The sequence below is a fragment of the Streptomyces sp. Y309 genome, from assembly GCF_056712025.1.
In genome coordinates this window covers 4,456,225-4,479,753 of sequence record NZ_CM160048.1, presented here as the reverse complement: position 1 = coordinate 4,479,753, position 23,529 = coordinate 4,456,225, and the positions used below count along the sequence as shown (strand labels likewise).

Here is a 23,529-nt window from a genome sequence, read left to right as displayed (position 1 = left end):
CCCGAGCCTCCGGGCGGCCGGGCGGGGCGGCCACTTGGGGCGGGCCATCCGGGTGGGCCGGGCCCACCCGACGGATGCCACCTGGCTACGCGTCGCCGCGCTGTGCCTCCAGGCCGTCCAGGATGCAGTCGAGCCCCAGGTCGAAGTTGCTCCGGCGGGTCTCGTCCACGTGTGTCGCGGTCTGCTGCGCGTACAGCCGCCGCACCCGCGGGTAGGGCTCCATGGCCTGTGTGGCGGCCGCCGTCACCTGTTCCATCCAGTCCTCCTCGCTGTGTCCGCTGCGGGCGAGCATCGTCAGATAGGCGGCCTCGGTGGCGGTGGTGCCGATGACGTACGACCAGATGGTCTTGAGGGCGATGTCGGACCGCTCCAGGTCGAAGCCTCCGATCTCGAAGAGTTCGAGCATGTCCTCCGAGAGCCGCATCATGTTCGGCCCCAGATAGGCCATGCCCATCTCGCCGAGCAGGGAGGCGATCCAGGGGTGCCGCAGGATCGCGGCGCGCACGTTGTTGCCGCACTCCACGGCGGCGTCCCGCCACTCCTCGCGCGAGGAGGGCCGCGGCACGTCGATCTCGCCGAAGATCTGGTCCACGACCAGCTCGATCAGCTCGTCCTTGTTGGACACGTGCGTGTAGAGCGAGGTGGCCCCGGCGTTCAGGCGCGTACCGAGCTTGCGCATGCTCAGCGCCTCGATGCCGTCGGAGTCGAGCAGCGCGATCGCCTCGGCCACGATCTGGTCGCGGCTGAGCGCGGGCTGCTCGCGGCGCCGGCGCTGGGGGCGGGTCCACACGGACCCGATCGGTTCGCCGGTCCGCTGCTTCTCGCCGGTCGGCTGCTTGGTCGGCTGCGTGGCGCGTGGCATGCGGCCACCCCTTTTCTGCTCGGCTTCTGCTCGTCCTGCTCGGAGCGTATGCGTCTCGTGCCCCAGCCTAGCGCAGCGTGCGCACGGCGTTCGGAGGTTGCGCACAGTGTTCGGTGTCCGTACGGTGTGCGGAGCACGTGAACGTCGTACGAAGAAGCACTCGCTGAGAAGTCACTCGATGGGGAGGTCCTGATGGACGAGTTGGGCTCGAAGTCCGCTGAGGGAAAGCCGGTGGGAGGGAAGCCGGAGGCGGCGGGGCGTGATCCGAAGCGCTGGCTCGTGCTGATCGTGCTCTGCCTGAGCACGCTGGTCCTCGTGATCGACAACATGGTGCTGACCGTCGCGGTGCCGCCGATCGCCGAGGACCTGGACGCGAGCGCGTCCGACCTCCAGTGGATCCTCGACTCGTACATGCTGGTGTTCGCCGGGCTGCTGCTGACCTCCGGATCGCTCTCCGACCGGTTCGGACGCCGGAAGCTGATGCTCATCGGGCTCGTGGTCTTCGGCGCGGCGTCGCTGCTCGCGACGGTCGCGGGCAGTCCCGAGCAACTGATCGCCGGGCGCGTCCTGATGGGCGTCGGCGGCGCGCTGATCATGCCGAGCACGCTCTCCATCGTCATCACGGTCTTCGACGACCAGGAGCGGCCCAAGGCGATCGCCGCGTGGAGCGGTGTGGCGATGATCGGTCTCGTCGGCGGCCCCGTCTTCGGCGGCTTCCTGCTCGAGCACTACTGGTGGGGCTCGATCTTCCTGATCAACGTGCCCATCGCCGCGCTGGCGTTCGTCGCCGCGATCGTGCTGATGAAGGAGTCCAAGGGGCCGTGGCGCAAGGCCGATCCGGTCGGCATGGTCCTGTCGGTGCTCGGCATGGTGGCGCTGGTGTGGACGATCACCGAGTGGCCGAAGGAGGGTTTCGGCGACCCGAAGGTGTTCGTCGCCGCGATCGTCTCGGTGCTCGCCCTCGTGGGCTTCGGTGTCTGGGAGACGCGGGTCGCCGAGCCGATGGTGCCGCTGGTGCTGTTCCGCAACCGCGTCTTCACCGGTGCCAGCTTCTCGATCGTGCTGCTGACCTTCGCCAACGGCGGGCTGATGCTGGTGCTGAGCCAGTACCTCCAGTTCGTCCTCGAATACTCGCCGACGAAGACCGGGTGGGCCTTCGCGCCGCTCGCCGTCGCCTCGCTCGTCTTCAACGCGCTGGGCGCGACGCTCGGCCAGAGGCTCGGCAACCGGGTCATGGTGGCCACCGGTCTCGTGATCATCGCTTCCGGCTTCTTCGCTCTCACCACGCTTCAGCCCGGTGACGGCTTCGGCATCGTGACCGTGGCCTCGGTCCTGATGGGCGTGGGCAGCGGCCTCGCGATGCCGGCGGCGCAGGCCGCGCTGATGGGGGCGGTGCCGCATGAGCACGCGGGTGTGGGGTCGGCCCTGAACGACACGGTGCAGCAGGCCGGTGCGGCCCTTGGTGTCGCCGTCCTCGGCTCCATCCTGTCGCACACGTACGGCAACCATGTGCCCGCCGGTGCGCCCGGCAAGGCGGACGAATCCATCGTCGAAGGTCTCAAGGAAGCGGCGCGCCTCGGCGACGCGCAGTTGGCCGCGTCGGTGCGGGACGCTTTCACCGAGGCGATGTCGGCGAGCTTCGTCGTCGGCGCAGCCGGGGTCCTCGTGGCCGCGGCCCTCTCCCTCTTCCTGATGCGACCGCGGCCGGGGGCCGCCCCCGCCGCACCGGAAGAGGCCCCCGTCGGGGAGCCGATCGACACCTGACAAATGGGGCTCCGCCCCGCTCCCCCTAATCGGCCCGGAGCGGCGATCAGCGGGGGTCCAGGGGGCGGCAGCCCCCTGGTTACGGGAAGGGGTGGGGCTGGGGCGCACCCCGCGAGGGCTACCACGTGGAGCGTGCGCTCACCCCGCCGTCGACCAGCAGATCTGTCCCGGTGATCCAGGACGCCGCCGCCGACGCGAGGAACACGCACGCCGCCCCCACGTCCTCCGGGCGCCCAAGACGGCCGAGCGGCGCAGCGCGCCCCCAGCGCTCGACGCCCTCGGGCCACTCCGCGGCCAACGCGGGATGCCCGATGAGCCCCGGGGACACACTGTTCACGCGCACCCCGCGCCCCCCGTACTCAACGGCGGCCGCCCGAGCGAACATGATCAGCGCCGCCTTGGACGCGCTGTAGTGCGCGTGCCCGACGGCAGGCTGATGCCCCTCGATGGACGCGATGTGCGTGACGCTGCCGCCCCCCTCCTGCCCCGCCATGACCTCGGCGGCGGCCTGCGTACAGCAGAACGCACTGGTCACGTTGGCCTCGTACAACCCCCGCCAGTCGTCGGCCGTCATCCCCGCCAGCCCCTGCACGGGCTGCACCCCGGCATTGTTGACCAACGAGTCAAGGCGCCCACGCCAGGAAGACGCCTCCTCGACCAGCCGCCGGCACTCCCGCTCCTCGCCCAGATCGGCGGATACGACGACGGCGTCACCGCCCGCCTTGCCGATCTCCTCGACCACCTCCCGGGCCCGCTCCACACCGCGGTTGCAGTGCACGACGACGGCGGCGCCCGCGCGGGCGAAGCTGCGTGCGATGCCGCCGCCCAGCAACCCGCTGGCTCCCGTCACCAGGGCCACGCGCCCTTCCAGAGAGGGGAGTTGGGGATCGGGTGCGACGACGGATGATTGGGGGTCAGGCACGGCACAGCCTCCGGATCAGTTCAGCCTGCTGCGGGTACCGGGCGGCCAGCTCGTCCGGATCGCCGCCCTCGTAGTCCGACTCCAGGAACCCCGGAGCCATCGTCGTACCGAACAACGACCACTCGCCCCCGTTCCGCACCCGCGCCCCCATCCACGTCCCCGCGGGCACCACGAGCTGGAACTCCTCCCCGTCGCCGTCCCCGAGGATCCGCAACTCGTCCCGCCCGTCGGGGAAGAGAAGCAGCAGGTCCAACGGATCCCCCTGGTAGAAGTGCCAGATCTCGTCCGTCGGGAGGCGGTGCATCGCCGAGAAGTCGTCGGCGGCAGCCGTGAGCAGCATGATGATGGCCGTCCCGGCGGGGTGCGCCGACGCGTCGCGCGGGTCCGGCGGCCCGGCCCACGTCTGGCGGAAGCGGCCGCCCTCGAAGGGCAGGGGCTCAAGCCCGTACCGGGCGGCGAGCTCCTCGGCGGTCACCGGTGACTTGGCCATGCCGCTCCCACCTCTCTGTCGTCGTCACGCGTATCTGTCGTCGGCACACTCGAAACACTCGAACCAGATGGTCTTGCCCGTACGCTCCGGCAGCACGGTAACCCCCCACCGGTCGGTAGCGGCCTCGACGAGCAGGAGTCCCCGTCCGTCTTCGGCCAGTTCACCACCACCGGACGCCCCATCGACCGGAACGGGCAGCTCCGGACTGCCGTCCGTGACTTCGACGCGGACGCCTCCCGGCAGGCGGAGGATCAGCACGGCGCAGCGGCGGTCCGGTACGTGGCGTACGACATTGGTGACGAGTTCGGAGAGGGCGAGGGTGGCGCCCTCCGTGAGGGCGGTCAGACCCCAGCCGTGGAGGTACATCCGGAGGATGCGGCGCAGCGGTTGCACAGAGTGCTCACCGACGGTGAAGCTCATCCGGTAGCTGCGGCCAACTCCGGGGTCAAGCGGGGCAGTTACGTGATTCATGTCACTAACGTGCAGTCGGTTGGTTACGCTTGGCTACGTACCGAGAGCAACGCCGGTGGGCGTTTGAGGCTGGGGGTGACCCTCCCGTGGTCCGCATCAACGAACTCGACCCGAGCGCAAGCCCATTGGACTACTACGGAGCGGAGTTGCGCCGCCTGCGGGAGGCGGCGGGCCTCAACCAAGGCGAACTTGGCGGGTGCATCTTCTGTACGGGGTCGTTGGTCGGCCAGGTCGAGACGGCCAAGAAGGTGCCGACGCGGGACTTCTCGGAGCGCCTTGACGCTGCGCTCGGCACGGACGGGACGTTCTCGCGGTTGGTGGGGTTGGTTCTGCGGAGCCAGTTGCCGAGCTGGTTCCAGGCGTACGCGGAGATGGAGGCGAAGGCGACGTACATCTCTACGTTCCAGGCCCAGTTGGTGTACGGCCTCCTCCAGACGGAGGGGTACGCACGGGCGGTGCTGGGTGTCCGCACGGACGACAACCTTGATGCGCGTGTGGCGGCGCGCATGGACCGACAGCGCGTGCTGGAGCGGAAGTACCCACCGTTGATGTGGGTGGTGCTCAGCGAGGCTGTGCTGCATCAGGAGATCGGCGGCCGGGACGTCATGCGTGACCAACTGGCCCATCTGTTGCACGTGAACGAGCAGCGGGAGTGGGTACGGGTGCAGATCCTGCCGTTCACGGCGGGTGCGCATGCGGGTCTGCCAGGCTCGTTCAATCTCCTACGCTTCGACGACGATCCCGACATTGTCTATACCGAGGACTTCGTCCAAGGACACATGACGGCCAATCCTCAAGCTCTCAGGGAGGGTTCGCTCCGTTACGATCACTTGCAGGCGGCCGCACTCTCCGTCGAGGAGTCCACGGCGCTGATCGCCCGCGTGATGGAGGAGCGTTATGGGGACAAGCCGGAACCTGACGAGCACGGAGTGGCGTAAGTCGTCGTACAGCTCCGACACCGGCGGCGACTGCGTCGAAGTCGCCGACCTCGACCCCCACATAGCCATCCGCGACAGCAAAAGGCCCGACGGGCCCCACGTCACCCTCACCGCAGCGGCCTTCACGGCCCTAGTGACCGCCGCCGCGGGCGGGACCCTCTAACGACCGCAAGCCATGGGGTAGTCGTAGCGTATGAACCCCTTGAAGCTCGCCACCTTGTCGTACAGTGCGCGGGCGGCGGTGTTGTCCTCCTGAGTGGTCCAGTAGAAGCGCGATGCCCCCTGCTCCCGCGACGCATCGGCCACCTTCTCGATCAGCATCCGTGCGACGCCCAGGCCGCGTGCCGCCTCGTCGACGAAGAGGTCCTGGAGGTAGCAGCTGTCTTCCATCCAGAACGTCGGGTGGAACAAATAGTGTGCGATGCCGACCAGCTTCCCTTGCGACCAGGCGCCGATGCCGTGGAACTCGGTGCCGCCCCGTAGCCGCTGCCAAGTCTGCTCGTAGCCCTCGTCCGGCACCGTGGTGCGGTAGAACGCCTTGTAACCGCGCGCCAGCGCTTCCCAGGCGGCGCGATCCTCCTGGCGCAACGAACCAATGGTGATCACAACTGCACTCATGACTCACGATCCTGCCTACGTCGTCGCGTTCGACGCCAGGGCCACTTCCTGAACACTGGCTACATGTAGCGAGGAACTCGTCAGGAGGGCCGGTCAGCCGGCTGGGGCCTGTCCGGCGGATCTTGATTGAGGGCTGCCAAGAGGCGTGGAACCAGGGGGTTCGAGTCGTTCTTGCGCCAAGCGACGGCGACTCGTGTGCGCGCGGCGTTGGGCTCGATCCTGCGGAAGGCAACGCCTTTGAGGCGGATGCGGCGGATGCTCTCCGGGGCCAGTGACACGCCCAGGCCGGTTTCCACCAGGGCGCAGACGGTCTGCCATTCCACGGCGTGCTGAGTCACCTGGGGGGTGAAGCCTGCCGCGATGCAGAGATTGGCGATCTGGTCGTACAGCGGCGGGCCGACGGCACGAGGCAGGAGCACGAAGGGGCAGTCCGCCAACTGCTCGACCCGGACGGCTCGTTGTGTCGCGAGGGGGTGCGAGGAGGGCAGGACGGCCACGAACGGTTCGGCCAGCACGGTCTCGAATCCGAGTTCCGCGCCATGGGCAGGCGGCTCGCGCAACAGGCCGATGTCGATCGTCCTTTCGCGTAGAGCGGCCAGTTGCGGCGTGGTGGTCATTTCCTGGATGTCCAGGTTCACGGCGGGAAACCGTTCCCGGAAGGTTCGCAGCAGGCCGGGGAGGACGGTGAGAGCGAGGGAGGCGGCGAAGCCGATCCGCAGGCGGCCGGCCCTGCCGCTGCCGACTTCTCGGGCTGCGGTCAGGCCCTCCGCGAGGTCGGTGAGGGCATGCCGGGCGGCGGGGAGGAGTTCCCGGCCCGCCGGGGTGAGGCCGATGCGCCCGGGCTCGCGGCTGAACAGCGCGTAGCCGACCTTGTCCTCCAGCCGGCGGATCTGCTGGCTCAGCGGCGGCTGGGCGATGCCCAAGCGGGTGGCGGCGCGGCCGAAGTGGAGTTCCTCGGCGAGAACGACGAAGGCGTGCAGCTGCGGAAGGGGAAGTTCGGGGCGCTCCATACGCTTAGAGATATCACCTTGCGCCTGAGGCCATATTAGACGTATCAGTGCTGGTCACTTAGCGTTCGGCGCATGACAGAGCGACGTTCCATCCTCAGCGGCTCGACGTTCGAGGAACAGATCGGCTATGCCCGTGCTGTGGTCGACGGCGACTGGGTTCATGTGTCCGGGACGACCGGATTCGACTACACCACCATGACGATCTCCGACGACGTGGTGGAGCAGGCCGAGCAGTGCCTGCGCAACATCGAGGCCGCCCTGACCGAAGCGGAGTGCGCCTTCGCCGACGTGGTGCGGGTGCGCTATCTGCTGCCCGACCGGGCCGACTTCGAGCCCTGCTGGCCGGTGCTGCGTCGCGCCTGCGGGGAGGTGCGGCCGGCCGCCACCATGCTCATGTGCGGCCTCGCCGACCCCCGCATGAAGATCGAGATCGAGGTGTACGCCCGGCGGGTGACGTAGATGCTCGGACAAGTCCTCGTCCGGGTCCGGGCCTCCCGCCGCCGCTCTGCCGCTCGCTGCGCTCACGTGATCGCCCTGGCGAGCGCGGCCAAGCACGACTTCGTGCGGAGCCTCGGTGCCGACGAGGTCGTCGACTACCGCACCAGCGACTTCACACGTGGTGCTGTACGGGACCTGCTGGCTGGTCCAGAGGCCGCCTGAGAGGCCGCTTAAGAAGCCGCCCGCTCCCACGCCGCCTCGATCATCCCGAAGATCTCGTCCACCGCGGCCTCCGGATCGGGCTCCTCGCGAGCCAGCGAATACGCGTCGATCACGAACCTCGCGATCGTGCGGCGGACCGTCGCGGTCTGCGACAGGCCGGGCTCCGCGGCGATGGCCGCTGCCAGCGTCTCCGCGTGGCGCAGCCGCATCGACTCCTCGTACTTCCGCAGAGCGGGCGATGCCTCGAGCATGCGCCAGATCGGGGCGGCGCCGTCCGCCGTGCAATGCCGCACCAGGGCGTGGATCTCGCGGCGCAGCGCGGGGATGAGCGGCTCGTGCGGCGCGCGGCCGGTGACCGCCTGCGTGAGGCGCTGCTCGAAGTCCTCGTCCTGCTCGAACACCAGGGCCTCTTTCGAGGCGAAGTGGGAGAAGACCGTGGTCACGGCCACGTCGGCCTCGGCGGCCACGTCACGGATGCCCACGGCCTCGTACCCGCGTTCCAGGAACAGCCGCAGGGCGGTGTCGGCGATCTTCTGGCGGGTCGCGGCCTTCTTGCGCTCACGGCGTCCAGTCGGCGTCGGCACGGTCATGCCATGACGCTATCAGATACAAAGCCAGAACCGGTGTTGAAAGCTAACCGTTAGTGTTACGTTCGGCGGCATGAAGAGAGTGAGCTTCGCCGAGTTCGGCGGTCCGGATGTTCTGCGACTCGAAGACGCCGAGGAGCCCCACGCGGGCCCCGGCCAGATACGCATCGCGGTGCGGGCAGCGGGCGTGAATCCCGTCGACTGGAGGGTCCGGGAAGGCCAGGTCCTGGGGGCCCACCCGATCGAGTTGCCCGCGGGAGTCGGCCTTGACGCCGCCGGGGTGGTGGACGAGGTCGGCAAGGGCGTCGAAGGGGTCGAGGCCGGCGACCACGTGTTCGGCGAAGGGGCCGACACCTACGCCGAGTTCGCGGTGCTGTCGGCCTGGGCCCGGATGCCCGAGGGGCTGACGTTCGAGGAGGCGGCCGGGTACCCCTCCGTGGTGGAGACCGCGCTGCGCGTCATCCGCGAGGTGGGGGTGCGGGGCGGGCAGACGCTGCTGGTCAGCGGCGCGTCCGGGGGAGTCGGATCGGCGGTGCTGCAGATCGCCCGCGAGCGCGGCATCACGGTGATCGGCACGGCCGGGGCCGCAAACCAGGACTATCTGCGGAGCCTCGGTGCGCTCGCCACGACGTACGGCGAGGGCTGGGTCGAGCGGGTGCGGCAGCTCGGCCGGGTCGACGCGGCCCTCGATCTGGCCGGGTCGGGCGTGATCCGGGAACTCGTCGAGCTGACCGGGGACCCGCAGAAGGTGATCTCCATCGCCGACCTCGGCGCGCCGGAGCTCGGTGTCCGGTTCTCCGGCGTGGCCGGGAGCGTGCCGGACGCGCTCGCCGAGGCCGCCGACCTCATCTCGCGGGGGAAGCTCCACATCCCGGTCGAGAAGTCGTACACGCTTGCCGAGGCAGCGGCGGCGCACATCGACAGCCAGGCCGGTCACACGCGCGGGCGCCGGGTCGTGGTCGTCTGAGCCGCTGCCTGCGCGGCGCACCCGGCGGCGTCGGCCTGGACGGCCGGTCAGTCGGCTAGCCGCATTCCGGGACCCGCCCCCGGGCCCCGCTCACGTACTCCACCCGTACGTCCTCGGTCTCCCGCAGCGCCCACAGCGTCCCCTCCGAAGGGCGCCAGCGCCATGCCACCAGGTACACGCGGTCTCCGGACACGTAGAACAGCCTGAGCCCCGAATACCGGAACCTGTACGCGCTGTCCTTGCCTCTCACGTGCTGCTTGCAGGCCCCGCCCCCGTGGATCATGAGGTCCTTCTTGCTGAAGACCACGACGCTGGGGAACGCGGACGTGTTCACCGCCCGGGCCGCCGCCTCCGCGCGGCCGCGGCCGACGATGCCCGCGTACGAGGAGACGGCCCAGAAGAGGGAGAGCACGCATAGGAGGAGCGCGAGCGCCCAGATCTGGAGCCGCTGCCTCCGGTCGGCGGGGCGGGCGGGGCCCGGTTCGGGCCGGGTGAGGGCGTACGCCGTGGCCAGGAGTCCGGGGATGGCGGCGAGGGGGAGCAGCAGCTCGAACAGGGCCGGGTGCAGGGGGTAGCAGAGCGCGAGGGCGACGGGGAGCAGCCATCCCCAGCGCATGCGCCGTACGACGGTCTCGGCCCGGCCGGGCGACCGCGTGACCCAGCGTTGGAGCACGATGGCGGCGAGCAGGGCGCCGACGAGCAGCACGGCGGGCAGGAAGAGGGCCTCGACGCTGCGCAGCAGGTACTCACTGGTGGACAGCCGGAAGATGCTGTCGCGCAGGCCGAGGGCGCGGGTCTCGGCGTCGGTGCTGGCCCAGCCGAAGTAGAAGAGGACCGCGGCGAGGAGGGAGACCAGGGAGCCGATGGTGCCCAGGAGTTCCATCCAGCTGGGTGGGGGTGGGCTTTCTGGGGTGGGTGTGGGTGCGGGGGCAGGGGCAGGGGCCGGAGTAGGACCAGGCGCAGGAGCCGGACCGGGAGCTGGACTTGGGGCAAGGGCCGGGTCTGGCACGGGAGTTGGGGCAGGGGCGGGCGCGCCCGTGCGGGCCCGGAGGCGGGCCCGCAGGGATCTGAGCCGGGGGCGGTCGTCCGGTGCGGCCATGGTCGTAAGGTCGTGACGTCGTCAGGCCGTGACCTCGAGTGTGCCCGCGTCCAGCTGGACGGTCCCGGCCCTCAGGACGATCCGCGCGGTCCCCGTGGGCACGTTCGGAGGAATCTCGAAGGTCACCATGGCCTTGTGGCAGCAGACGGGGTCGACGGAGTCGTCGTTGCCGACCTTGCGGGCCTCATGACCGCCGACGTACACCGTCACCTCGCTGGGCCACGTGCCCCTCACCCACACCGTGGCGCCACGCACCGCCTGCCTGGTGGACACCTCGGTGATGCGTGACGCGCAGGCCTGAGTTCCGCTCGCCGCAGGGCGAATCCGCACCTTTCCGTTCGGGTGCGCGGACCGGAATTCGGCGAGCTGCTTCAGCGTGCGGCGGGCCGCGAGGTATTTGCAGTCGCCCGACGGCTGGTTCCTGACGGCGGCGTACGCGGTGATCGCCTTCCGCCACTCGCCTTCCTGCCCGCCGACGGCGAAGCACGCGGCGATCATTCCTTCCAGGACTTTCCACCCGGCCGGATTCGCCTGCCAGTTGGTGGGCCCGGCGTTGTCGTACCAGCGCTTTGCCTCGGAACAATTCCTGGCCTGCACCAGGTCGTAGACGTGGTCGGTGTTGATCCCGTCCCACTCCGGGGAGTCGGGGCCGGGCGGGGTCCAGGAGAACTCCTCGTCGGGGGGCGGGTCGGAGGACCCGTCGTCGTCCCCGCCGGATCCGCCGTTCGTACGCCCGCCGTTGGTCTGGCCGGGCTTCCAGGTGGGGCCCCCGGTCTTGTCGCCGTCCCAGGTGTCGCCCTCGGTGCCCGAGCTGTTGGAGCCGGACGTTCCGCCGCTGGACGAGCCACCGTCCGCAGAACCGCCGCCCGTGGAGCCGCCGTTCGCAGAACCACCCGAAGAGGCGCCGCCGTCACCCGAGCCGTCCGAGCCGCCCCCGCCGGACCCGCCGGCGCTGCTCGAGGAGCCACCGGAGCCGCCGCCCTCGGGTTCCCCCGACCCGCACCCGGCAGTCACCAGGACACCGGAAAGCGCGATCGCCGCGACGGCCGACAACGGCCTCCACCGGCACGCGTTCGCCCGCCCCGATATTCCGTCGAGAATCACCTTCATCATTCGCCCCACCCCCATGGCGCATTTCCAGACGGTGCAGGCCGAATGCTATCCACGGAAAGGAGATCGGCATGGGAAAAGGGAAGAAGGGCCAAGAAGAGGGGAAGGACCAAGAAGGGGGGAAGGACCCAGGGAAGAAGGACTCAAGACGAGCAGGAAGACTCAGGTGAGCGGCTCATAGCAGTCGTAGTTCCGCTGGCCGCAGATCCTGCCGTCGCGGAAGTCGAGGAACGCCGCGATGTGGGCGCGCAGGACGTGCCCGGCGGGCAGCGGGCCCAGGGGGACGGCGAGTTCGCCGGTCCACTCCATCTCCAGGGCCACCTTGTCGCCCGCGGCGACGGCGTTGCGTACGTCGTACGTCTGGCGGCGCAGCTTGCCCTGGCCGGCGAGGGCGGCGGCGAGGATGTCGGGGAGTTCGCGGGTGGCGCCCTGCGGGAAGAGCAGGTTGGGCAGCTCGCGCTGGACCACGTCCGACGTGAAGAACGCGGCCAGCTCGGCGCCGGTGACTCCGGCGCCCACGGCCTCGTGGTAGCGGAGTGCGATGTCCGTGTTGGTCTCCATGGGCATCACCCTGGCAGAGGGAACGCCGCGTCGGAGCCCCGGACCGGGCGGGCGTCGGCCCGGGGGCGTAAGTGGCGTAAGTGGAGCAAGTGCGGTGTTCACGGGGCGAACCAGCCATCCACCGGCAGGCCGGATTTGGGCGGAGCAACCATGCTGATCCGCGCATAGCCTCATGGAACTCACGGGGGCCTCGCGCAACTGCACGGCGTGACCATTCATCCCAGGCAAGTCAGGCCAAGGAGGCGTCAGCATGACGACGCGTGCGTCCAGCACCTCCCAGCAAGTGCAGTTCCCGATCGTGGAATCGTTCGCCCAGGACACGGTGACCAACCCGCACTGGAAGCTCCAGGGCAGTGCGCGGCTGCACGGCGGCAGCCTGGAACTCACCCCCAACGACAACTCCAAGGCGGGGACGGCCTTCCTCGACCAGCCGTTCTCCTCCTCGCTCGGCGTCACCATCGACTTCGACTACGCCTGCGAGGGCGGCTCGGACCTCGGCGACGGCTTCAGCGTCTACCTGATCGACGGGGCGCAGACGACGGGCCCCGGCGGCCACGGCGCGGGCCTCGGCTACTCGGTGACGAAGGCGGGCCCGTCGAGCCCGCCCGTCGCCCCGGGCGTCACGGCCGGATACGTGGGCGTCGGCTTCGACAGCCACGGCAACTACGCCACGCCGCTCGCCGGAACCGGCGGCCCCGGCCAACTCCCCAACACCGCGGGGGTGCGCGGCTCCGGCAACCTGGCGGAAGGCTTCCGCTGGCTCACCGGCGCCCAGGTGCCCGGTGGGTTCCGGGCGGGCTGGGAGGCCGGTGCCCATGTCCAGGTGTCGGTCGTCGAGGGCCGCCTGACCGTGCGGCACGCCGACCGGTCCAACCCGAACGGCACCCTGCTGATCGACGGCTTCGACCTCGCCGGAGCGGCCGGGCAGACCGGACTGCCCGCGACGTTCAAGCTGGGTTTCGCGGCGGGCACGGGCGCCGCCACCGCCAGCCACCGGATCAGGAACCTCACGGTGGCCCTGCCGGTCAACATGCCGCTGGACATGAGCGGCCCGCGGACCGCGAAGTCGGGCGACCGGATCACGTACAGCGTCAGCGTGGAGAACCTGGGTCCCAACGACGCCCCCGACGCTGTGGTGGAGGCCACCGTCCCGGCGCAGCTGACCGACCCGGAGTTGTCCTGCCAGGGCGAGAACGGGGCCGTCTGCGGCAGCGGTTCGGTCCGCGAGGGCATGCGGCTGCCCATCGACCTGCCCAAGGGCGGCAAGGCGCTGATCGGCCTGACCGGCACCGTCGCCCCGGACTTCGAGGGCCGGCTCACCTGCGCCGCCCTGATCAAGTCGCCGAGCCGCGCCAACACCGCCGAGCAGTACTCCGGTTCGGTCAACACCGACGTCGAGCTGCCGCGCGTCAGCGTCGGCTACGTGATCGCCGGGCAGTGGGCCCAGGACGACCCCCGCGGCTGGGTCATCAGCTACGACCTCACCCTGGCCGCCAACGAGCAGCGGGTGGTGAAGTGGGAGGTCTCCTTCGAGGTGCCGGAGGGAACCCGCGTCAACCCCACGCAGAGCTACTGGTTCACGGTCACCAAGGACGGCACCGACGGCACCGTGGTCCTCACCTCGCCCGACGAGGGGCACAGCATCGATCCCGGTACGCCTCTCACCTTCCGCGTGCAGCTTCTGTACGCGTCCCAGCACGAGGCCGGTGACGGCAGGCTGCGCAACCTCCGCGCCACGGAGGTGACGCTGCCCTGAGGCGGAGGTGATCCTGCCCTGAGATGGAAGTGACCCTGCCCTGAGAGGGAGGTGACGCCGCCCTGAGAGGGAGTCCGGCGCGCCGGTCAATCCGATTGCCGGGACCGGCGCGCGCGGGCCACCATGCAGGAATGCGCTTCTCGATCAACATTCCGAACTTCGGTGACTTCGCGGACGCGCGGACCGTCGCGCGCGTCGCCGTCGCCGCCGAACGGGCGGGCTGGGACGGCCTGTTCGTCTGGGACCACGTCGTCCACGACAAGGCCGTCCAGCGCGGCAAGCCCTTCGGGGACCCGTGGATGCTGCTCACGGCGGCCGCGCTCGCGACGGAGCGGATCCGGCTGGGGACGCTCGTCACGCCGGTGGCGCGGCGGCGGCCCCATCAACTGGCCCGCCAAGTCGCCACCTTGGATGTCCTGAGCGGCGGGCGCGTGACCTTCGCGGCCGGGCTCGGCGGCCCCGTCGACGACGAGTACGCAAGCTTCGGTGAGCCCACCGCCCCCCGGGTCCTCGCCGAACTCCTCGACGAGGGCCTCGGCCTCCTGGACCGCTACTGGTCGGGTGAGCCCGTGACGCACGAGGGCAAGCACTTCCGCGTCGACGACGTCCAACTGCTGCCCGCCACCGCGCAGCGGCCCCGCCCGCCCGTGTGGATCGCGGGCTTCTGGCCGAACCGGCCGCCGATGCGCCGCGCGGCCCGCTGGGACGGCGCCGCCCCGCTCTTCGAGTCGGCCAAGCACGGGGAGATCCCGCCGCTGGAGGAGTTCCGCGAGTTGGTCTCGTACGTTCAGGAGTACCGGGAGCGTGAGGGCGGTCAGGAAGGGGCGTACGACTTCGTCCTCGGCGGCGCCACCCCGGGCGACGCCGCCCACGCGGGCGAACTGCTCGCACCCCTCCGCGACGCGGGCGCCACCTGGTGGGACGAGCGCCAGCTCCAGACGGGGCCCGGCCTCGACCAACTCGCCCCTGTGTTGCGCAGGATCGAGCAGGGGCCGCCACAGCTCTAGTCCGGCCCAGGCGCCCCGCCAGGAGCAGGCGGCTGCAGCAGCCCCATGAACATCAGCATCAGCTCGTCCACAATCGTGTCGAGGCTCGCGTCGACATACCCGGCGGTCCAGTCGTACAGGAGCGTGTTGACCGCCCCGACGAAGCCGAGCGCGGCGATGCGGTAGTCGCGCGCGCCTATCTCGCCGCGCGCGGCGGCCTCGTCCAGGGCGGCGACGAGGAGGTCGACCCAGCCCTTGCGGGCCTCCAGGCGCTGCTTCTCCAGCTCGGGGCTGGTGCCCGTGACCTCCACGAACGCGATGCGTACGAGGTGGGGATGGGCCGTCAGGACGCGCGCGTACGCGCGGAACGCGGTCTCCGCGCGTACGCCCACGGCGCCGTCGGACGGCGCGTTCGCCAGGGCCTCGACGACGGCGGCCTGCGCGGCCTTCTGGACGTGGCGGTGCAGCGCGGCGAGCACCTCCTCCAGGTTGCGGAACTCCTCGTAGAACTGCCGGGTGGACAGACCGGCGAGGGCGCACAGGGCGGCCACGGACGCGGAGCGGTACGCGCCGGGGCCGGCGCCGAAGAGCTCGACGCCCGCCTCCAGGAGCCGCCGCCGGCGGTCGGTCCTGCGCTGCTCGGCGGACTTGCCCCCGTATCCCCGCGCGGCCCGCTTCCGGGAGCCCCGCGTGCCCTTCGCGTCCGATTCGCCCCGCGTGCCCCGCTCGCTCCGCGCATTGTCGGACGCCACCGATTCCGCTCCCCTCGCCTGGCCCTACGTCAACTCCCCCATTCTGGGCGGCAATTGTCGCGCGCACGACTCTTGCGCACGCCCCGCGGCGGCCCTACTTTCAAGTAACCATTCTGAAGCGGTGTCGTTTCAGATTGCTCGGCTGCGACCTGTCATGCCTGCGACAAGCAGGCGTTCGTCAGTCGTACGCCGAGTCCGTGCACGGCAACCGAAGGGACCGGAACCGTGAACAGATTCTCCGCCGCACTCGTGCCTCTCGCCCTGGCGGCCACCGCGCTCACCGCCACCGCCGCCCCCGCGCAGGCCGACGAGGAGCAGCGTCCGCGCTACCCCGTCGGCGGCGTCGCCGAGGGCGTGAGCAACTTCTTATTCAGCCCGAACGCCGTGTCCGGCGTGAACGACTGGAACTGCAAACCGACCGCCGAGCACCCCAACCCGGTCGTCCTCGCGCACGGCACCGGCGTGAACCTGGGGGCGAACTGGGTCAAGATGGGCCCGACGCTCGCCAACGAGGGGCACTGCGTCTACGCCTTCAACTACGGCATGGGCAGCCCGTTCAACCTCGGCGGGCGGGTCGGCGGGCTCACCGGAATCACCAAGTCCGCCGAGGCGATGAGCGCGTTCGTGGACAAGGTGCTCGCGGCCACGGGCGCGAAGAAGGTCAACGTCCTCGGGCACTCGCAGGGCGGCATGATGCCGAACTACTACCTGAAGCGGCTCGGCGGCGCACAGAAGGTCGACCGGCTCGTCGCGCTCGCGCCCACCAACCACGGCACCACCCTCAGCGGCCTGGTGAACCTGGGCAGGGCGCTCGGCCTGCTCGGCCTCGTCAACGACGCCTTCGACCACCTGAACCTGCAAGGGCTCAAGGACCAGGAGGAGGGCTCGGACTTCCAGAAGGCGCTGTGGGCGGACGGCGACACCGTGCCCGGCGTCCGCTACACGGTCATCGCGACCAAGTACGACCTGATCGCGAGCCCGTACAGCAACGGCTTCCTGAAGGGCGACAAGGTCCGCAACATCGTGCTCCAGGACCAGTGCCCGGCCAACCCCGTGGGCCACGTCGGCCTGTTCGCGGACGGCCCGACGACCCAGACGGTCGTCAACGCGCTGGGCCCGGACAAGCCGGACTTCAAGCCCGACTGCAAGGACTACGGCCCGCCGTTCTGACACCACCCTGTCAGCGGGTGGCGAGCACGACCGTCGTGCTCGCCACCATGGCGACCACCCCCAACAACCCGCCGGCGAGCACCCGTTGGCGCAGGGCCCGGTACCGGGCCTCGTACTCGTCGCGCAGGTCCAGGCAGCGGCCCGCGATGTGCCGCCAGGCCTGGCGGGTCAGCGTCAGGTGGTCCTCGGCGTACAGCCGTTCCACCTCCGCGCGCTCGGCGGGCGTCAGCCAGTCGAGGCGCTGGGCGAAGGCCTCGGCGGCGGCGCGGCTCTCGGCGCGGGCGGACTCGGCGAGGAGGTGGCCCTCGATCTCGCTGATCAGCACGTGGGCGTCCAGGGGCCGTTCGTCCATGGCGGTCACCGCGTGGTCACCTCTTCCCGGGCCGCGGGTGTCGCCAACGCGCCCTCCGCCGCCACGATGTCCGGGTGGTGCAGGTCGAACGCGGGGGACTCGCTGCGGATGCGGGGCAGGGAGGTGAAGTTGTGCCGGGGCGGCGGGCACGACGTGGCCCATTCCAGGGAGCGGCCGTAGCCCCAGGGGTCGTCGGCCTCCACCGGCTTGCCGTACTTCGCGGTCCTCCAGATGTTGTAGAAGAACGGGAGCAGCGACATGCCGAGCAGGAACGAGAAGATCGTCGACAGGGTGTTGAGGCCCGTGAACCCCTCCACCGCCAGATAGTCCGGGACACGGCGCTGCATGCCCGCCGTACCGAGCCAGTGCTGGACGAGGAACGTGCCGTGGAAGCCGACGAAGAGCGTCCAGAACGTGATCTTCCCCAGGCGCTCGTCCAGCATTTTGCCGGTGAACTTCGGCCACCAGAAGTGGAATCCGGCGAACATCGCGAACACCACGGTGCCGAAGATGACGTAATGGAAATGCGCGACCACGAAGTACGAGTCGGACACCGGGAAGTCCATCACCGGTGACGCCAGGATGACCCCCGTCAGGCCGCCGAAGACGAACGTGATGAGGAAGCCGACCGACCACAGCATGGGCGTCTCGAAGGAGAGCGAGCCCTTCCACATCGTGCCGATCCAGTTGAAGAACTTCACGCCCGTCGGCACGGCGATCAGGAACGTCATGAAGGAGAAGAAGGGCAGCAGCACGCCGCCCGTCACGTACATGTGGTGCGCCCACACCGTCACCGACAGGCCCGCGATCGCGATGGTCGCGCCGATCAGGCCCATGTACCCGAACATCGGCTTCCGCGAGAACACCGGAATGACCTCGGAAATGATGCCGAAGAACGGCAGCGCGATGATGTAGACCTCGGGATGGCCGAAGAACCAGAAGAGGTGCTGCCACAGCAACGCCCCGCCATTGGCGGCGTCGAAGATGTGGGCACCGAATTTGCGGTCCGCCTCCAGGGCGAAAAGGGCGGCGGCGAGCACCGGGAACGCGAGCAGCGCGAGGACGGCCGTGAGCAGCACGTTCCAAGTGAAGATCGGCATCCGGAACATCGTCATGCCGGGCGCGCGCATGCAGATGATGGTCGTGATGAAGTTGACCGACCCGAGGATCGTGCCGAAGCCCGAGAACGCGAGCCCCATGATCCACATGTCGCTGCCGATGCCCGGTGAGTGCACGGCGCCCGACAGCGGGACGTACGCGGTCCAGCCGAAGTCCGCCGCCCCCTGCGGAGTGAGGAAGCCGCCCACCGCGATCAGCGAGCCGAACAGGTACAGCCAGTAGGCGAACATGTTCAGGCGCGGAAAAGCGACATCGGGGGCACCGATCTGGAGCGGCATGATCCAGTTCGCGAACCCGGCGAACAGCGGCGTCGCGAACATCAGCAGCATGATCGTGCCGTGCATCGTGAACGCCTGGTTGAACTGCTCGTTCGACATGATCTGGAGCCCCGGGCGGGCCAGTTCGGCGCGCATGAACAGCGCCATGACGCCGCCGATACAGAAGAACCCGAACGCCGTCACCAGATAGAGCGTTCCAATTGTCTTGTGGTCGGTGGTCGTCAGCCACTTCACGGTTGCCCTCATGCCCCGTACGTGTCCGGGACCCACCAGGGCATCACCGCCCACCCCCGCCACGAAAATCACAGCCCCCGAGTGTGAAGATCGGGGGCATGCCGGACACCTACGGTCCATGAGCACGGACGATTCCTTCGCGGCCGCCTACCGCGAGCACTACTGGGCGGTGAGCCGGTTCGTCGCGCGCCGGCTCGGCGCGGGGGAGGTGCACGAGGTCGAGGAGGTCGTGGCGGACGTCTTCTCCATAGCCTGGCGGCGCCGCGCCGAACTCCCCGAGTCGCCGCTGCCCTGGCTGTACGCAGTGGCCCGCAACTGCCTCGCCAACACGGTCCGCGGCCTCGGCCGCCGGCGGCGCCTGCTGCACCGGCTCGGCCACCACGAGACCGCGAACGGCCGCCAGACCGTGGACAGCCCTGACGCCGAGCGCCCCGGCTCCTGGGTGCACGAGGCCCTGGCCCGGCTCTCGCCCGCCGACCAGGAGGCGCTGCGCCTGACGACCTGGGAGGAGCTCGGCATCGACGATCTCGCCGTGGCCCTGGAGTGCAGCCGGAGCGCGGCGGCGATGCGGCTGCACCGCGCCCGCCGCAGACTCCGCGCGGAGATCGACCGGATGCAGATGCACGTACGAGCGGGACAAGCGGGAGACCACCGTGACTGAGCACCTGGACGACCGGCCGGGCGACGGGGCCGCCGACCTGCGCCATCCTGACCTGCGCGACCCCGACCCGCGCGATCTCGACGCGCGCGATCCCGACCCGCGCGATCTCGATCTGCTGCGCGCCGCCAACCCGGTGTCCGCCATCGAGGGCCCCTGGCGCGACCGTCCCCTGAACGCCGTCGCCGAGCGCGGCCTGAACCAGCTCCTGCACCGCACCCGCGCCCGCCGCGCCCGGCGCCGCGTCGTGCTGTGGGCGGAGACCGCCGCCGTCGCCCTAGCCGCCGTGCTCGCCCTGACCCTGCCCGACCTCGGCGCCGCGTCCGCCACCGCCGCGCCGAGCGCCCTGCGCCCGCGCGCCGGTTCGGCCGCCGTGCCGCTCGACCGGGTCGTCGAGCACGCCGAGGCCGCCGCCCGCGACGGCGAACCACGGCTGCGCAAGGGCGCCCACCTGCAGACATGGAGCCTCGCCATGGAATCAGGGCCCGACGCCGACCGGCCCGTCACCCTCCCCGAGGAACGCGAGGTCCGCTGGCAGCCCGATGGCAGCCGCACCGAACGCGTCAAGTCCGACGGCAAGCTCCTGAGCGAACGCATCTACCCGCCGAGCTGGTCCGACGCCCCGCCCCAGGCCCGCCCGCCGCACACCCCCGCCGCCCTGCGCGCCTACCTCACCGAAGTCCACGACGGCGGCTTCCCCCGCCGTGCCGCCCCCGTCACGGCCCAGGAGATCCTCGACTCCCTGCCGTCGCTCCTGGAGACCTGGACGCTCGGCGCCCGCGAGAGCGCCGCCCTCGTCGAACTCCTCGCGGACACCGGCGGCCTGCGCCCCGCGGGCGCCGTCACCGACCGTCTCGGACGCCCCGGGCAGGCGTACGTCCTCGACACCCCCGACGAGCACCTGCGGTACATGCTCATCCTCGACCCGTCGAACGGCGAGGCGCTCGGCCTGGAACAGACCTTCACCAAGGACCAGCCGCACTTCGCCGTGGAGGCGGGGGACGTGATGCAGTACAACGCCTGGCGTCGCTAGGAGCCGCCTGGCGTCGCTAGTCGGCGTGGGCGCGGACCGTGTCCGTCACCGCCTGGCCGATGCGCCGGATGCCCGGCGAACGCACCGGGCACGGGCGGGACTTGGCGGTGGTCGGGGCCAGACAGAAGTGCAGGAAGTCCTTCGGACGGTGCAGGGCGGTGCGGCCGTTCTCCGGTTCTGTGCAGTACGCGGGGTGCGCGCGCTCGTACGCCGTGCAGGGCAGCTTCTCCACCCAGGTGTAGCGGCCGGAGGACGGGCTGACCGACTTGCCCGCGTCGGACACCACGTCGCCGGTCGCGGCGGCCTGTTGACGGTAGATCTCGTTGACGCGGCGGACCCGGTCGGGCGTGATCGCGTCCGGGCCCTGCGCCACCCACACCACCTTCGGCCGCTTCGCGCCCGCGTCCCGCGCGGCGTCCGTGATCTGCCGCGTCAGCCGGCGGGCGTCGGCCGTGTACCGCGAGAAGTACGTGTCCCGCGCCTTGTCGTACGTGACGCCCTTCATGCAGGGCGTGTAGCCCCACGCGTTGCCCCAGAACTGGAGCACCACATAGTCGGGGCGCAGCTCGCGCACCAGGGTCGCCGCCTTGTCCTTGTCCGGTACGAGGGAGTCCTCGCCGGTGCCCTCCAGGTAGTCGCAGAGGGTGGTGCCGGAGTAGGGGGCGCTGGTGTAGCGGGCGCCGAGCTGCTCGCGCAGGAGGGTGCCGAGGACGTTCTGGTTCTCCATGGCTAGGGAGTCGCCGAGGTAGAGGACGGTGGGGCGGGGGCGTTTCCGTGCGGGGGCGTCGCCGCGGTCGGGGGTGCCGTCGTCCCGCTCGGCGGGGCGGTCTTCGGCGCCCGCGCGTTGGCGGGTGGTCTGGGAGGGGGTGTCCGCGAGGTCGCCGGGGGTGGGGGGTGGTGGTGCCGCGTGGTCCTCCTCCGACCCGGGGTCACCGCAGCCGCCGAGCAGCACGACGCCCAGCAACAGCCCGACGCCCCACGTTCTGCGCATCCTCAACCCCTGTCCCACCCCACGGAATTGGCTCCCGTAGGCAAGCACAGTCGAGGCCGGGGCGGTACCCCCCCCGCCTGTGGGCGGCTGGTCCGCCCAGAGGGCGGAACGGGCGGGCACAGGCGGACCCCGCGGCGCCGGGCAACGCACCCCACCCACCTCAGCCACGCATTACCTCACGCGTAATCGACCCCTCGTCCCCCGCCCGGCAGTCTTGGAGTCACCGGGGCCCGGGCGGCGCACTCCGCCCGGTCTCCGGGCAGCACCCCCGATGTTCACGACCACGCAGGAGGCGCACACCATGCCCGCTCAGGACGTCCACGAGACCGCCGTCGCCCGCTACTTCGAGGCCTGGAACGCCGACGCCGCCGACCTGACCAAGGCCGTCGCCGCCGCGTGGACCGAGGACGGCACGTACACCGACCCGCTGGCCGACGTCAGCGGCCACGAGGGCATCGCCGCGGTCATCGCCGGGGCCAGGGAGCAGTTCCCCGGCTTCTCCTTCCGGCACACCGGCGAGGTCGACGGCCATCACGGCATCGCCCGCTTCACCTGGGAGCTGGTGTCCGACGCCGACGGCACGGCACCCGTCGCGGGCTTCGACGTGATCGAACTCGCGGAGGACGGCCGGATCCGTACGGTGCACGGATTCCTGGACCGGCTGCCCGCGGCGTAAACCGCTGCGGCCCGCACGCGGAGGGGCCCCGGACCGAGACGGTCCGGGGCCCCTTCACGTACAACCGTCAGGCGGCGGCACTCACGCCTCGCGCGGTGACACCTCGCCCATCACGCCCCACCCGTCCATGCCCGGGATGTCCGTGCTGACGATCTGCGGGGTGCTGGCGATGGCGTACGACATGGTGTCCATCGCGGCCTTGAAGTGCGCGGACTCCACGTGCGCCGCGCCCGCCTCGCCGTCGCGGAACGCCTCGACGAGGACGAACTGGTGCGGGTTGTCGACGCTGCGGGACCACTCGAAGAACAGGTTGCCCGGCTCCTCGCGGGTGGCGCGCGTGAAGTCGTCGACGAGGTCGAGCCACTCGTCGCTGCGCTCGGGGCGGACGGTGAACTTTACGGTGATGAAGATCATGAGGGGTTCGTTCCCTGGTCGCTGTGCAGTGCACCTATGAACGTACCCCCTCGTCCCGGTATGTACTACCTGGCCACGAACTGGGTGAGGATCGCCTGCACCTCGTAGATGTCCACGCCCTTGGTGAAGGTCTTCTCGATCGGCACCGGGTTGCTGGAGATCCATATCTTCAGCTCCGCGTCCAGGTCGAAGTGACCGGCGGTCTCGACCGAGAAGTGGGTGATGCTGCGGTAGGGCACCGAGTGGTACTCGACCTTCTTGCCGGTCATGCCCTGCTTGTCGACGAAGATCATGCGCCGGTCGGTGAGCAGGATGGTGTCGCGTATCAGCCGGTACGCCGCGTACACCTGCTCGCCGTGGCCCATCAGCCGCGCGTACTCCTGCTGCGCCGACGCCGGGTTGACGGTGTGGGCGTTTCCGAACAGCGCCATGTCAGGCCCCCCTCGTGTGAAGTCCAAGGACCTCTCACGGTACGTGACCCCGGGGGCGGACCGACGTGGGCCGCCTCACCGCTGTCGCGCCCGCCGGGCCGGCCGGGGGCTCTCCGACGGAGTTGCCAGGTGCCCCTCCACCAGCCGGTTGAGGGCCCGCAGCAGCGCCGTGCGGTCGGTCGCCGACAGGGAGCCGAGGGCCTCCTCGTGCACCCGGTCGACGATCTTCTGGCTGCGCGCCGCGACCTTCGCGCCTTCGGCGGTGACCGCGATGATCCGGGCCCGCCGGTCCTGGCCGGAGGGCCGCCGCTCGGCGAGCCCGGCCTGCTCCAGGGCGTCGACCGTCACGACCATCGTCGTCTTGTCCATGTCCCCGATCTCCGCGAGCTGCGCCTGCGTGCGCTCCTCCTGGAGCGCGTGCACGAGCACACAGTGCATGCGCGCCGTCAGGCCGATCTCGGCGAGGGCCGCCGCCATCTGCGTACGCAGGACGTGGCTCGTGTGGTCGAGCAGGAAGGACAGGTCCGGTTCCGTGCGGGCGGGTGCCATGGCGGTCATGTCGCCAGCGTAACCGAGAAGGCGGGTGTGCGCCCGAGAGAGATAGTCTGCAACAAAACTAT

General features: G+C 70.4%; 28 protein-coding genes and 1 pseudogene. 12 read left to right on the top strand and 17 right to left on the bottom strand.

The window, feature by feature from the left end; translation table 11 throughout:
• Nucleotides 1-85 precede the first annotated feature (85 nt).
• Nucleotides 86-862: a TetR/AcrR family transcriptional regulator gene (locus AC0KTA_RS17915; RefSeq protein WP_481056117.1), complete on the bottom strand. Its 777-nt coding sequence runs from the start codon at nucleotides 860-862 to the stop codon at nucleotides 86-88.
• Between the two features lie 192 nt (nucleotides 863-1,054).
• Here AC0KTA_RS17915 and AC0KTA_RS17910 point away from each other — a divergent pair, with 192 nt between their 5' ends.
• A complete protein-coding gene (locus AC0KTA_RS17910) occupies nucleotides 1,055-2,626 on the top strand; it encodes an MFS transporter (RefSeq protein ID WP_481056116.1) in 1,572 nt (523 codons plus the stop codon).
• A gap of 118 nt (nucleotides 2,627-2,744) precedes the next feature.
• Here the strand turns inward: AC0KTA_RS17910 and AC0KTA_RS17905 are convergent, their stop codons facing one another.
• Genes AC0KTA_RS17905 through AC0KTA_RS17895 form a run of 3 tightly spaced genes read right to left on the bottom strand, consistent with a single transcriptional unit; the run spans nucleotide 2,745 to nucleotide 4,509 of the window.
• The gene (locus tag AC0KTA_RS17905) at nucleotides 2,745-3,485 is read right to left on the bottom strand and encodes an SDR family NAD(P)-dependent oxidoreductase (RefSeq protein ID WP_481056115.1); all 741 of its coding nucleotides are present in this window, start codon (nucleotides 3,483-3,485) and stop codon (nucleotides 2,745-2,747) included.
• Nucleotides 3,486-3,540: 55 nt separating this feature from the next.
• Complete coding sequence (locus tag AC0KTA_RS17900; protein ID WP_481056114.1) at nucleotides 3,541-4,038, bottom strand: cupin domain-containing protein; 498 nt, start codon at nucleotides 4,036-4,038, stop codon at nucleotides 3,541-3,543.
• 24 nt (nucleotides 4,039-4,062) lie between these two features.
• A complete protein-coding gene (locus AC0KTA_RS17895; RefSeq protein WP_481056113.1) occupies nucleotides 4,063-4,509 on the bottom strand; it encodes an ATP-binding protein in 447 nt (148 codons plus the stop codon).
• An 86-nt stretch (nucleotides 4,510-4,595) separates the two neighbouring features.
• Here AC0KTA_RS17895 and AC0KTA_RS17890 point away from each other — a divergent pair, with 86 nt between their 5' ends.
• Both AC0KTA_RS17890 and AC0KTA_RS17885 read left to right on the top strand, forming a co-directional pair.
• On the top strand, nucleotides 4,596-5,447 hold the full coding sequence (locus AC0KTA_RS17890) for a helix-turn-helix domain-containing protein (protein ID WP_481056112.1): 852 nt from the start codon (nucleotides 4,596-4,598) through the stop codon (nucleotides 5,445-5,447).
• Complete coding sequence (locus tag AC0KTA_RS17885) at nucleotides 5,407-5,610, top strand: DUF397 domain-containing protein (protein WP_481056111.1); 204 nt, start codon at nucleotides 5,407-5,409, stop codon at nucleotides 5,608-5,610. The genes AC0KTA_RS17890 and AC0KTA_RS17885 overlap by 41 nt, the downstream gene beginning before the upstream one ends.
• Here AC0KTA_RS17885 and AC0KTA_RS17880 read toward each other — a convergent pair.
• The gene (locus AC0KTA_RS17880) at nucleotides 5,607-6,065 is read right to left on the bottom strand and encodes a GNAT family N-acetyltransferase (protein WP_481056110.1); all 459 of its coding nucleotides are present in this window, start codon (nucleotides 6,063-6,065) and stop codon (nucleotides 5,607-5,609) included. The genes AC0KTA_RS17885 and AC0KTA_RS17880 overlap by 4 nt on opposite strands.
• An 80-nt stretch (nucleotides 6,066-6,145) precedes the next feature.
• A complete protein-coding gene (locus tag AC0KTA_RS17875; RefSeq protein WP_481056109.1) occupies nucleotides 6,146-7,075 on the bottom strand; it encodes a LysR family transcriptional regulator in 930 nt (309 codons plus the stop codon).
• Nucleotides 7,076-7,147: 72 nt separating this feature from the next.
• Between AC0KTA_RS17875 and AC0KTA_RS17870 the strand changes: the two genes are divergently transcribed.
• Nucleotides 7,148-7,534, top strand: coding sequence for a RidA family protein (locus tag AC0KTA_RS17870; protein WP_481056108.1), 387 nt, complete (start codon nucleotides 7,148-7,150; stop codon nucleotides 7,532-7,534).
• Nucleotides 7,535-7,585: 51 nt separating this feature from the next.
• Nucleotides 7,586-7,711 (top strand): annotated as a pseudogene (locus AC0KTA_RS17865) (NADP-dependent oxidoreductase); the annotation flags it as partial.
• 32 nt (nucleotides 7,712-7,743) lie between these two features.
• Here AC0KTA_RS17865 and AC0KTA_RS17860 read toward each other — a convergent pair.
• Nucleotides 7,744-8,319 (bottom strand): TetR/AcrR family transcriptional regulator, encoded by a 576-nt coding sequence (locus tag AC0KTA_RS17860; protein ID WP_481056462.1) that lies wholly within the window; start codon nucleotides 8,317-8,319, stop codon nucleotides 7,744-7,746.
• Between the two features lie 76 nt (nucleotides 8,320-8,395).
• On the opposite strand from AC0KTA_RS17860, the gene AC0KTA_RS17855 reads away from it, so the two are divergent.
• Nucleotides 8,396-9,289: an NADP-dependent oxidoreductase gene (locus AC0KTA_RS17855; protein WP_481056107.1), complete on the top strand. Its 894-nt coding sequence runs from the start codon at nucleotides 8,396-8,398 to the stop codon at nucleotides 9,287-9,289.
• A gap of 55 nt (nucleotides 9,290-9,344) precedes the next feature.
• Here the strand turns inward: AC0KTA_RS17855 and AC0KTA_RS17850 are convergent, their stop codons facing one another.
• The 3 genes from AC0KTA_RS17850 to AC0KTA_RS17840 all read right to left on the bottom strand — a co-directional run bounded on the left by AC0KTA_RS17850 (nucleotide 9,345) and on the right by AC0KTA_RS17840 (nucleotide 12,059).
• Nucleotides 9,345-10,172, bottom strand: a complete 828-nt coding sequence (locus AC0KTA_RS17850; RefSeq protein WP_481056106.1) for a hypothetical protein — start codon at nucleotides 10,170-10,172, stop codon at nucleotides 9,345-9,347.
• A gap of 237 nt (nucleotides 10,173-10,409) precedes the next feature.
• Entirely contained in the window at nucleotides 10,410-11,501 is a 1,092-nt protein-coding gene (locus AC0KTA_RS17845) for a hypothetical protein (RefSeq protein ID WP_481056105.1), read from the bottom strand.
• A gap of 159 nt (nucleotides 11,502-11,660) precedes the next feature.
• Nucleotides 11,661-12,059: a nuclear transport factor 2 family protein gene (locus tag AC0KTA_RS17840; RefSeq protein ID WP_481056104.1), complete on the bottom strand. Its 399-nt coding sequence runs from the start codon at nucleotides 12,057-12,059 to the stop codon at nucleotides 11,661-11,663.
• Between the two features lie 250 nt (nucleotides 12,060-12,309).
• Between AC0KTA_RS17840 and AC0KTA_RS17835 the strand changes: the two genes are divergently transcribed.
• Nucleotides 12,310-13,815 (top strand): L-type lectin family protein, encoded by a 1,506-nt coding sequence (locus AC0KTA_RS17835; protein ID WP_481056103.1) that lies wholly within the window; start codon nucleotides 12,310-12,312, stop codon nucleotides 13,813-13,815.
• 131 nt (nucleotides 13,816-13,946) lie between these two features.
• Nucleotides 13,947-14,822 (top strand): LLM class flavin-dependent oxidoreductase, encoded by an 876-nt coding sequence (locus AC0KTA_RS17830; RefSeq protein ID WP_481056102.1) that lies wholly within the window; start codon nucleotides 13,947-13,949, stop codon nucleotides 14,820-14,822.
• Here the strand turns inward: AC0KTA_RS17830 and AC0KTA_RS17825 are convergent.
• Nucleotides 14,819-15,553 carry a TetR/AcrR family transcriptional regulator gene (locus tag AC0KTA_RS17825; protein ID WP_481056101.1) on the bottom strand — a complete coding sequence of 245 codons (735 nt, stop codon included), beginning with the start codon at nucleotides 15,551-15,553 and terminating at the stop codon, nucleotides 14,819-14,821. The two genes, AC0KTA_RS17830 and AC0KTA_RS17825, sit on opposite strands and share 4 nt — an antisense overlap.
• 225 nt (nucleotides 15,554-15,778) lie before the next feature.
• Here AC0KTA_RS17825 and AC0KTA_RS17820 point away from each other — a divergent pair, with 225 nt between their 5' ends.
• Entirely contained in the window at nucleotides 15,779-16,723 is a 945-nt protein-coding gene (locus AC0KTA_RS17820; RefSeq protein ID WP_481056100.1) for an esterase/lipase family protein, read from the top strand.
• 10 nt (nucleotides 16,724-16,733) lie between these two features.
• Here the strand turns inward: AC0KTA_RS17820 and AC0KTA_RS17815 are convergent, their stop codons facing one another.
• Both AC0KTA_RS17815 and ctaD read right to left on the bottom strand, forming a co-directional pair.
• Nucleotides 16,734-17,075, bottom strand: a complete 342-nt coding sequence (locus tag AC0KTA_RS17815; RefSeq protein WP_481056461.1) for a hypothetical protein — start codon at nucleotides 17,073-17,075, stop codon at nucleotides 16,734-16,736.
• A gap of 5 nt (nucleotides 17,076-17,080) precedes the next feature.
• Complete coding sequence (gene ctaD, locus AC0KTA_RS17810) at nucleotides 17,081-18,718, bottom strand: aa3-type cytochrome oxidase subunit I (RefSeq protein ID WP_481056099.1); 1,638 nt, start codon at nucleotides 18,716-18,718, stop codon at nucleotides 17,081-17,083.
• Between the two features lie 106 nt (nucleotides 18,719-18,824).
• On the opposite strand from ctaD, the gene AC0KTA_RS17805 reads away from it, so the two are divergent.
• Both AC0KTA_RS17805 and AC0KTA_RS17800 read left to right on the top strand, forming a co-directional pair.
• On the top strand, nucleotides 18,825-19,367 hold the full coding sequence (locus AC0KTA_RS17805) for an RNA polymerase sigma factor (RefSeq protein WP_481056098.1): 543 nt from the start codon (nucleotides 18,825-18,827) through the stop codon (nucleotides 19,365-19,367).
• Nucleotides 19,360-20,397 carry a CU044_5270 family protein gene (locus AC0KTA_RS17800; protein ID WP_481056097.1) on the top strand — a complete coding sequence of 346 codons (1,038 nt, stop codon included), beginning with the start codon at nucleotides 19,360-19,362 and terminating at the stop codon, nucleotides 20,395-20,397. The genes AC0KTA_RS17805 and AC0KTA_RS17800 overlap by 8 nt, the downstream gene beginning before the upstream one ends.
• A gap of 16 nt (nucleotides 20,398-20,413) precedes the next feature.
• Here the strand turns inward: AC0KTA_RS17800 and AC0KTA_RS17795 are convergent, their stop codons facing one another.
• Nucleotides 20,414-21,388: an SGNH/GDSL hydrolase family protein gene (locus AC0KTA_RS17795; protein ID WP_481056096.1), complete on the bottom strand. Its 975-nt coding sequence runs from the start codon at nucleotides 21,386-21,388 to the stop codon at nucleotides 20,414-20,416.
• A gap of 301 nt (nucleotides 21,389-21,689) precedes the next feature.
• Here AC0KTA_RS17795 and AC0KTA_RS17790 point away from each other — a divergent pair, with 301 nt between their 5' ends.
• Nucleotides 21,690-22,064, top strand: coding sequence for a nuclear transport factor 2 family protein (locus AC0KTA_RS17790; protein WP_481056095.1), 375 nt, complete (start codon nucleotides 21,690-21,692; stop codon nucleotides 22,062-22,064).
• Between the two features lie 81 nt (nucleotides 22,065-22,145).
• Here AC0KTA_RS17790 and AC0KTA_RS17785 read toward each other — a convergent pair whose 3' ends face one another.
• The 3 genes from AC0KTA_RS17785 to AC0KTA_RS17775 form a co-directional block, all read right to left on the bottom strand.
• A complete protein-coding gene (locus AC0KTA_RS17785; RefSeq protein WP_481056094.1) occupies nucleotides 22,146-22,478 on the bottom strand; it encodes a putative quinol monooxygenase in 333 nt (110 codons plus the stop codon).
• 65 nt (nucleotides 22,479-22,543) lie between these two features.
• The gene (locus AC0KTA_RS17780) at nucleotides 22,544-22,909 is read right to left on the bottom strand and encodes a PH domain-containing protein (protein ID WP_481056093.1); all 366 of its coding nucleotides are present in this window, start codon (nucleotides 22,907-22,909) and stop codon (nucleotides 22,544-22,546) included.
• Nucleotides 22,910-22,984: 75 nt separating this feature from the next.
• Entirely contained in the window at nucleotides 22,985-23,467 is a 483-nt protein-coding gene (locus tag AC0KTA_RS17775) for a MarR family winged helix-turn-helix transcriptional regulator (RefSeq protein WP_481056092.1), read from the bottom strand.
• Nucleotides 23,468-23,529: the final 62 nt, after the last annotated feature.

Excerpts from the sequence above, each read along its gene's own strand:
- AC0KTA_RS17805 (WP_481056098.1), top strand. The coding sequence starts at position 18,825 with ATGAGCACGGACGATTCCTTCGCGGCCGCCTACCGCGAGCACTACTGG.
- AC0KTA_RS17870 (WP_481056108.1), top strand. The coding sequence starts at position 7,148 with ATGACAGAGCGACGTTCCATCCTCAGCGGCTCGACGTTCGAGGAACAG.
- AC0KTA_RS17780 (WP_481056093.1), bottom strand. The coding sequence starts at position 22,909 with ATGGCGCTGTTCGGAAACGCCCACACCGTCAACCCGGCGTCGGCGCAG.
- AC0KTA_RS17910 (WP_481056116.1), top strand. The coding sequence starts at position 1,055 with ATGGACGAGTTGGGCTCGAAGTCCGCTGAGGGAAAGCCGGTGGGAGGG.
- AC0KTA_RS17915 (WP_481056117.1), bottom strand. The coding sequence starts at position 862 with ATGCCACGCGCCACGCAGCCGACCAAGCAGCCGACCGGCGAGAAGCAG.
- AC0KTA_RS17775 (WP_481056092.1), bottom strand. The coding sequence starts at position 23,467 with ATGACCGCCATGGCACCCGCCCGCACGGAACCGGACCTGTCCTTCCTG.
- AC0KTA_RS17895 (WP_481056113.1), bottom strand. The coding sequence starts at position 4,509 with ATGAATCACGTAACTGCCCCGCTTGACCCCGGAGTTGGCCGCAGCTAC.
- AC0KTA_RS17830 (WP_481056102.1), top strand. The coding sequence starts at position 13,947 with ATGCGCTTCTCGATCAACATTCCGAACTTCGGTGACTTCGCGGACGCG.
- AC0KTA_RS17790 (WP_481056095.1), top strand. The coding sequence starts at position 21,690 with ATGCCCGCTCAGGACGTCCACGAGACCGCCGTCGCCCGCTACTTCGAG.
- AC0KTA_RS17785 (WP_481056094.1), bottom strand. The coding sequence starts at position 22,478 with ATGATCTTCATCACCGTAAAGTTCACCGTCCGCCCCGAGCGCAGCGAC.
- AC0KTA_RS17815 (WP_481056461.1), bottom strand. The coding sequence starts at position 17,075 with ATGGACGAACGGCCCCTGGACGCCCACGTGCTGATCAGCGAGATCGAG.
- AC0KTA_RS17855 (WP_481056107.1), top strand. The coding sequence starts at position 8,396 with ATGAAGAGAGTGAGCTTCGCCGAGTTCGGCGGTCCGGATGTTCTGCGA.
- AC0KTA_RS17885 (WP_481056111.1), top strand. The coding sequence starts at position 5,407 with ATGGGGACAAGCCGGAACCTGACGAGCACGGAGTGGCGTAAGTCGTCG.
- ctaD (WP_481056099.1), bottom strand. The coding sequence starts at position 18,718 with ATGAGGGCAACCGTGAAGTGGCTGACGACCACCGACCACAAGACAATT.
- AC0KTA_RS17900 (WP_481056114.1), bottom strand. The coding sequence starts at position 4,038 with ATGGCCAAGTCACCGGTGACCGCCGAGGAGCTCGCCGCCCGGTACGGG.
- AC0KTA_RS17795 (WP_481056096.1), bottom strand. The coding sequence starts at position 21,388 with ATGCGCAGAACGTGGGGCGTCGGGCTGTTGCTGGGCGTCGTGCTGCTC.
- AC0KTA_RS17835 (WP_481056103.1), top strand. The coding sequence starts at position 12,310 with ATGACGACGCGTGCGTCCAGCACCTCCCAGCAAGTGCAGTTCCCGATC.
- AC0KTA_RS17845 (WP_481056105.1), bottom strand. The coding sequence starts at position 11,501 with ATGATGAAGGTGATTCTCGACGGAATATCGGGGCGGGCGAACGCGTGC.
- AC0KTA_RS17880 (WP_481056110.1), bottom strand. The coding sequence starts at position 6,065 with ATGAGTGCAGTTGTGATCACCATTGGTTCGTTGCGCCAGGAGGATCGC.
- AC0KTA_RS17850 (WP_481056106.1), bottom strand. The coding sequence starts at position 10,172 with ATGGAACTCCTGGGCACCATCGGCTCCCTGGTCTCCCTCCTCGCCGCG.
- AC0KTA_RS17875 (WP_481056109.1), bottom strand. The coding sequence starts at position 7,075 with ATGGAGCGCCCCGAACTTCCCCTTCCGCAGCTGCACGCCTTCGTCGTT.
- AC0KTA_RS17840 (WP_481056104.1), bottom strand. The coding sequence starts at position 12,059 with ATGGAGACCAACACGGACATCGCACTCCGCTACCACGAGGCCGTGGGC.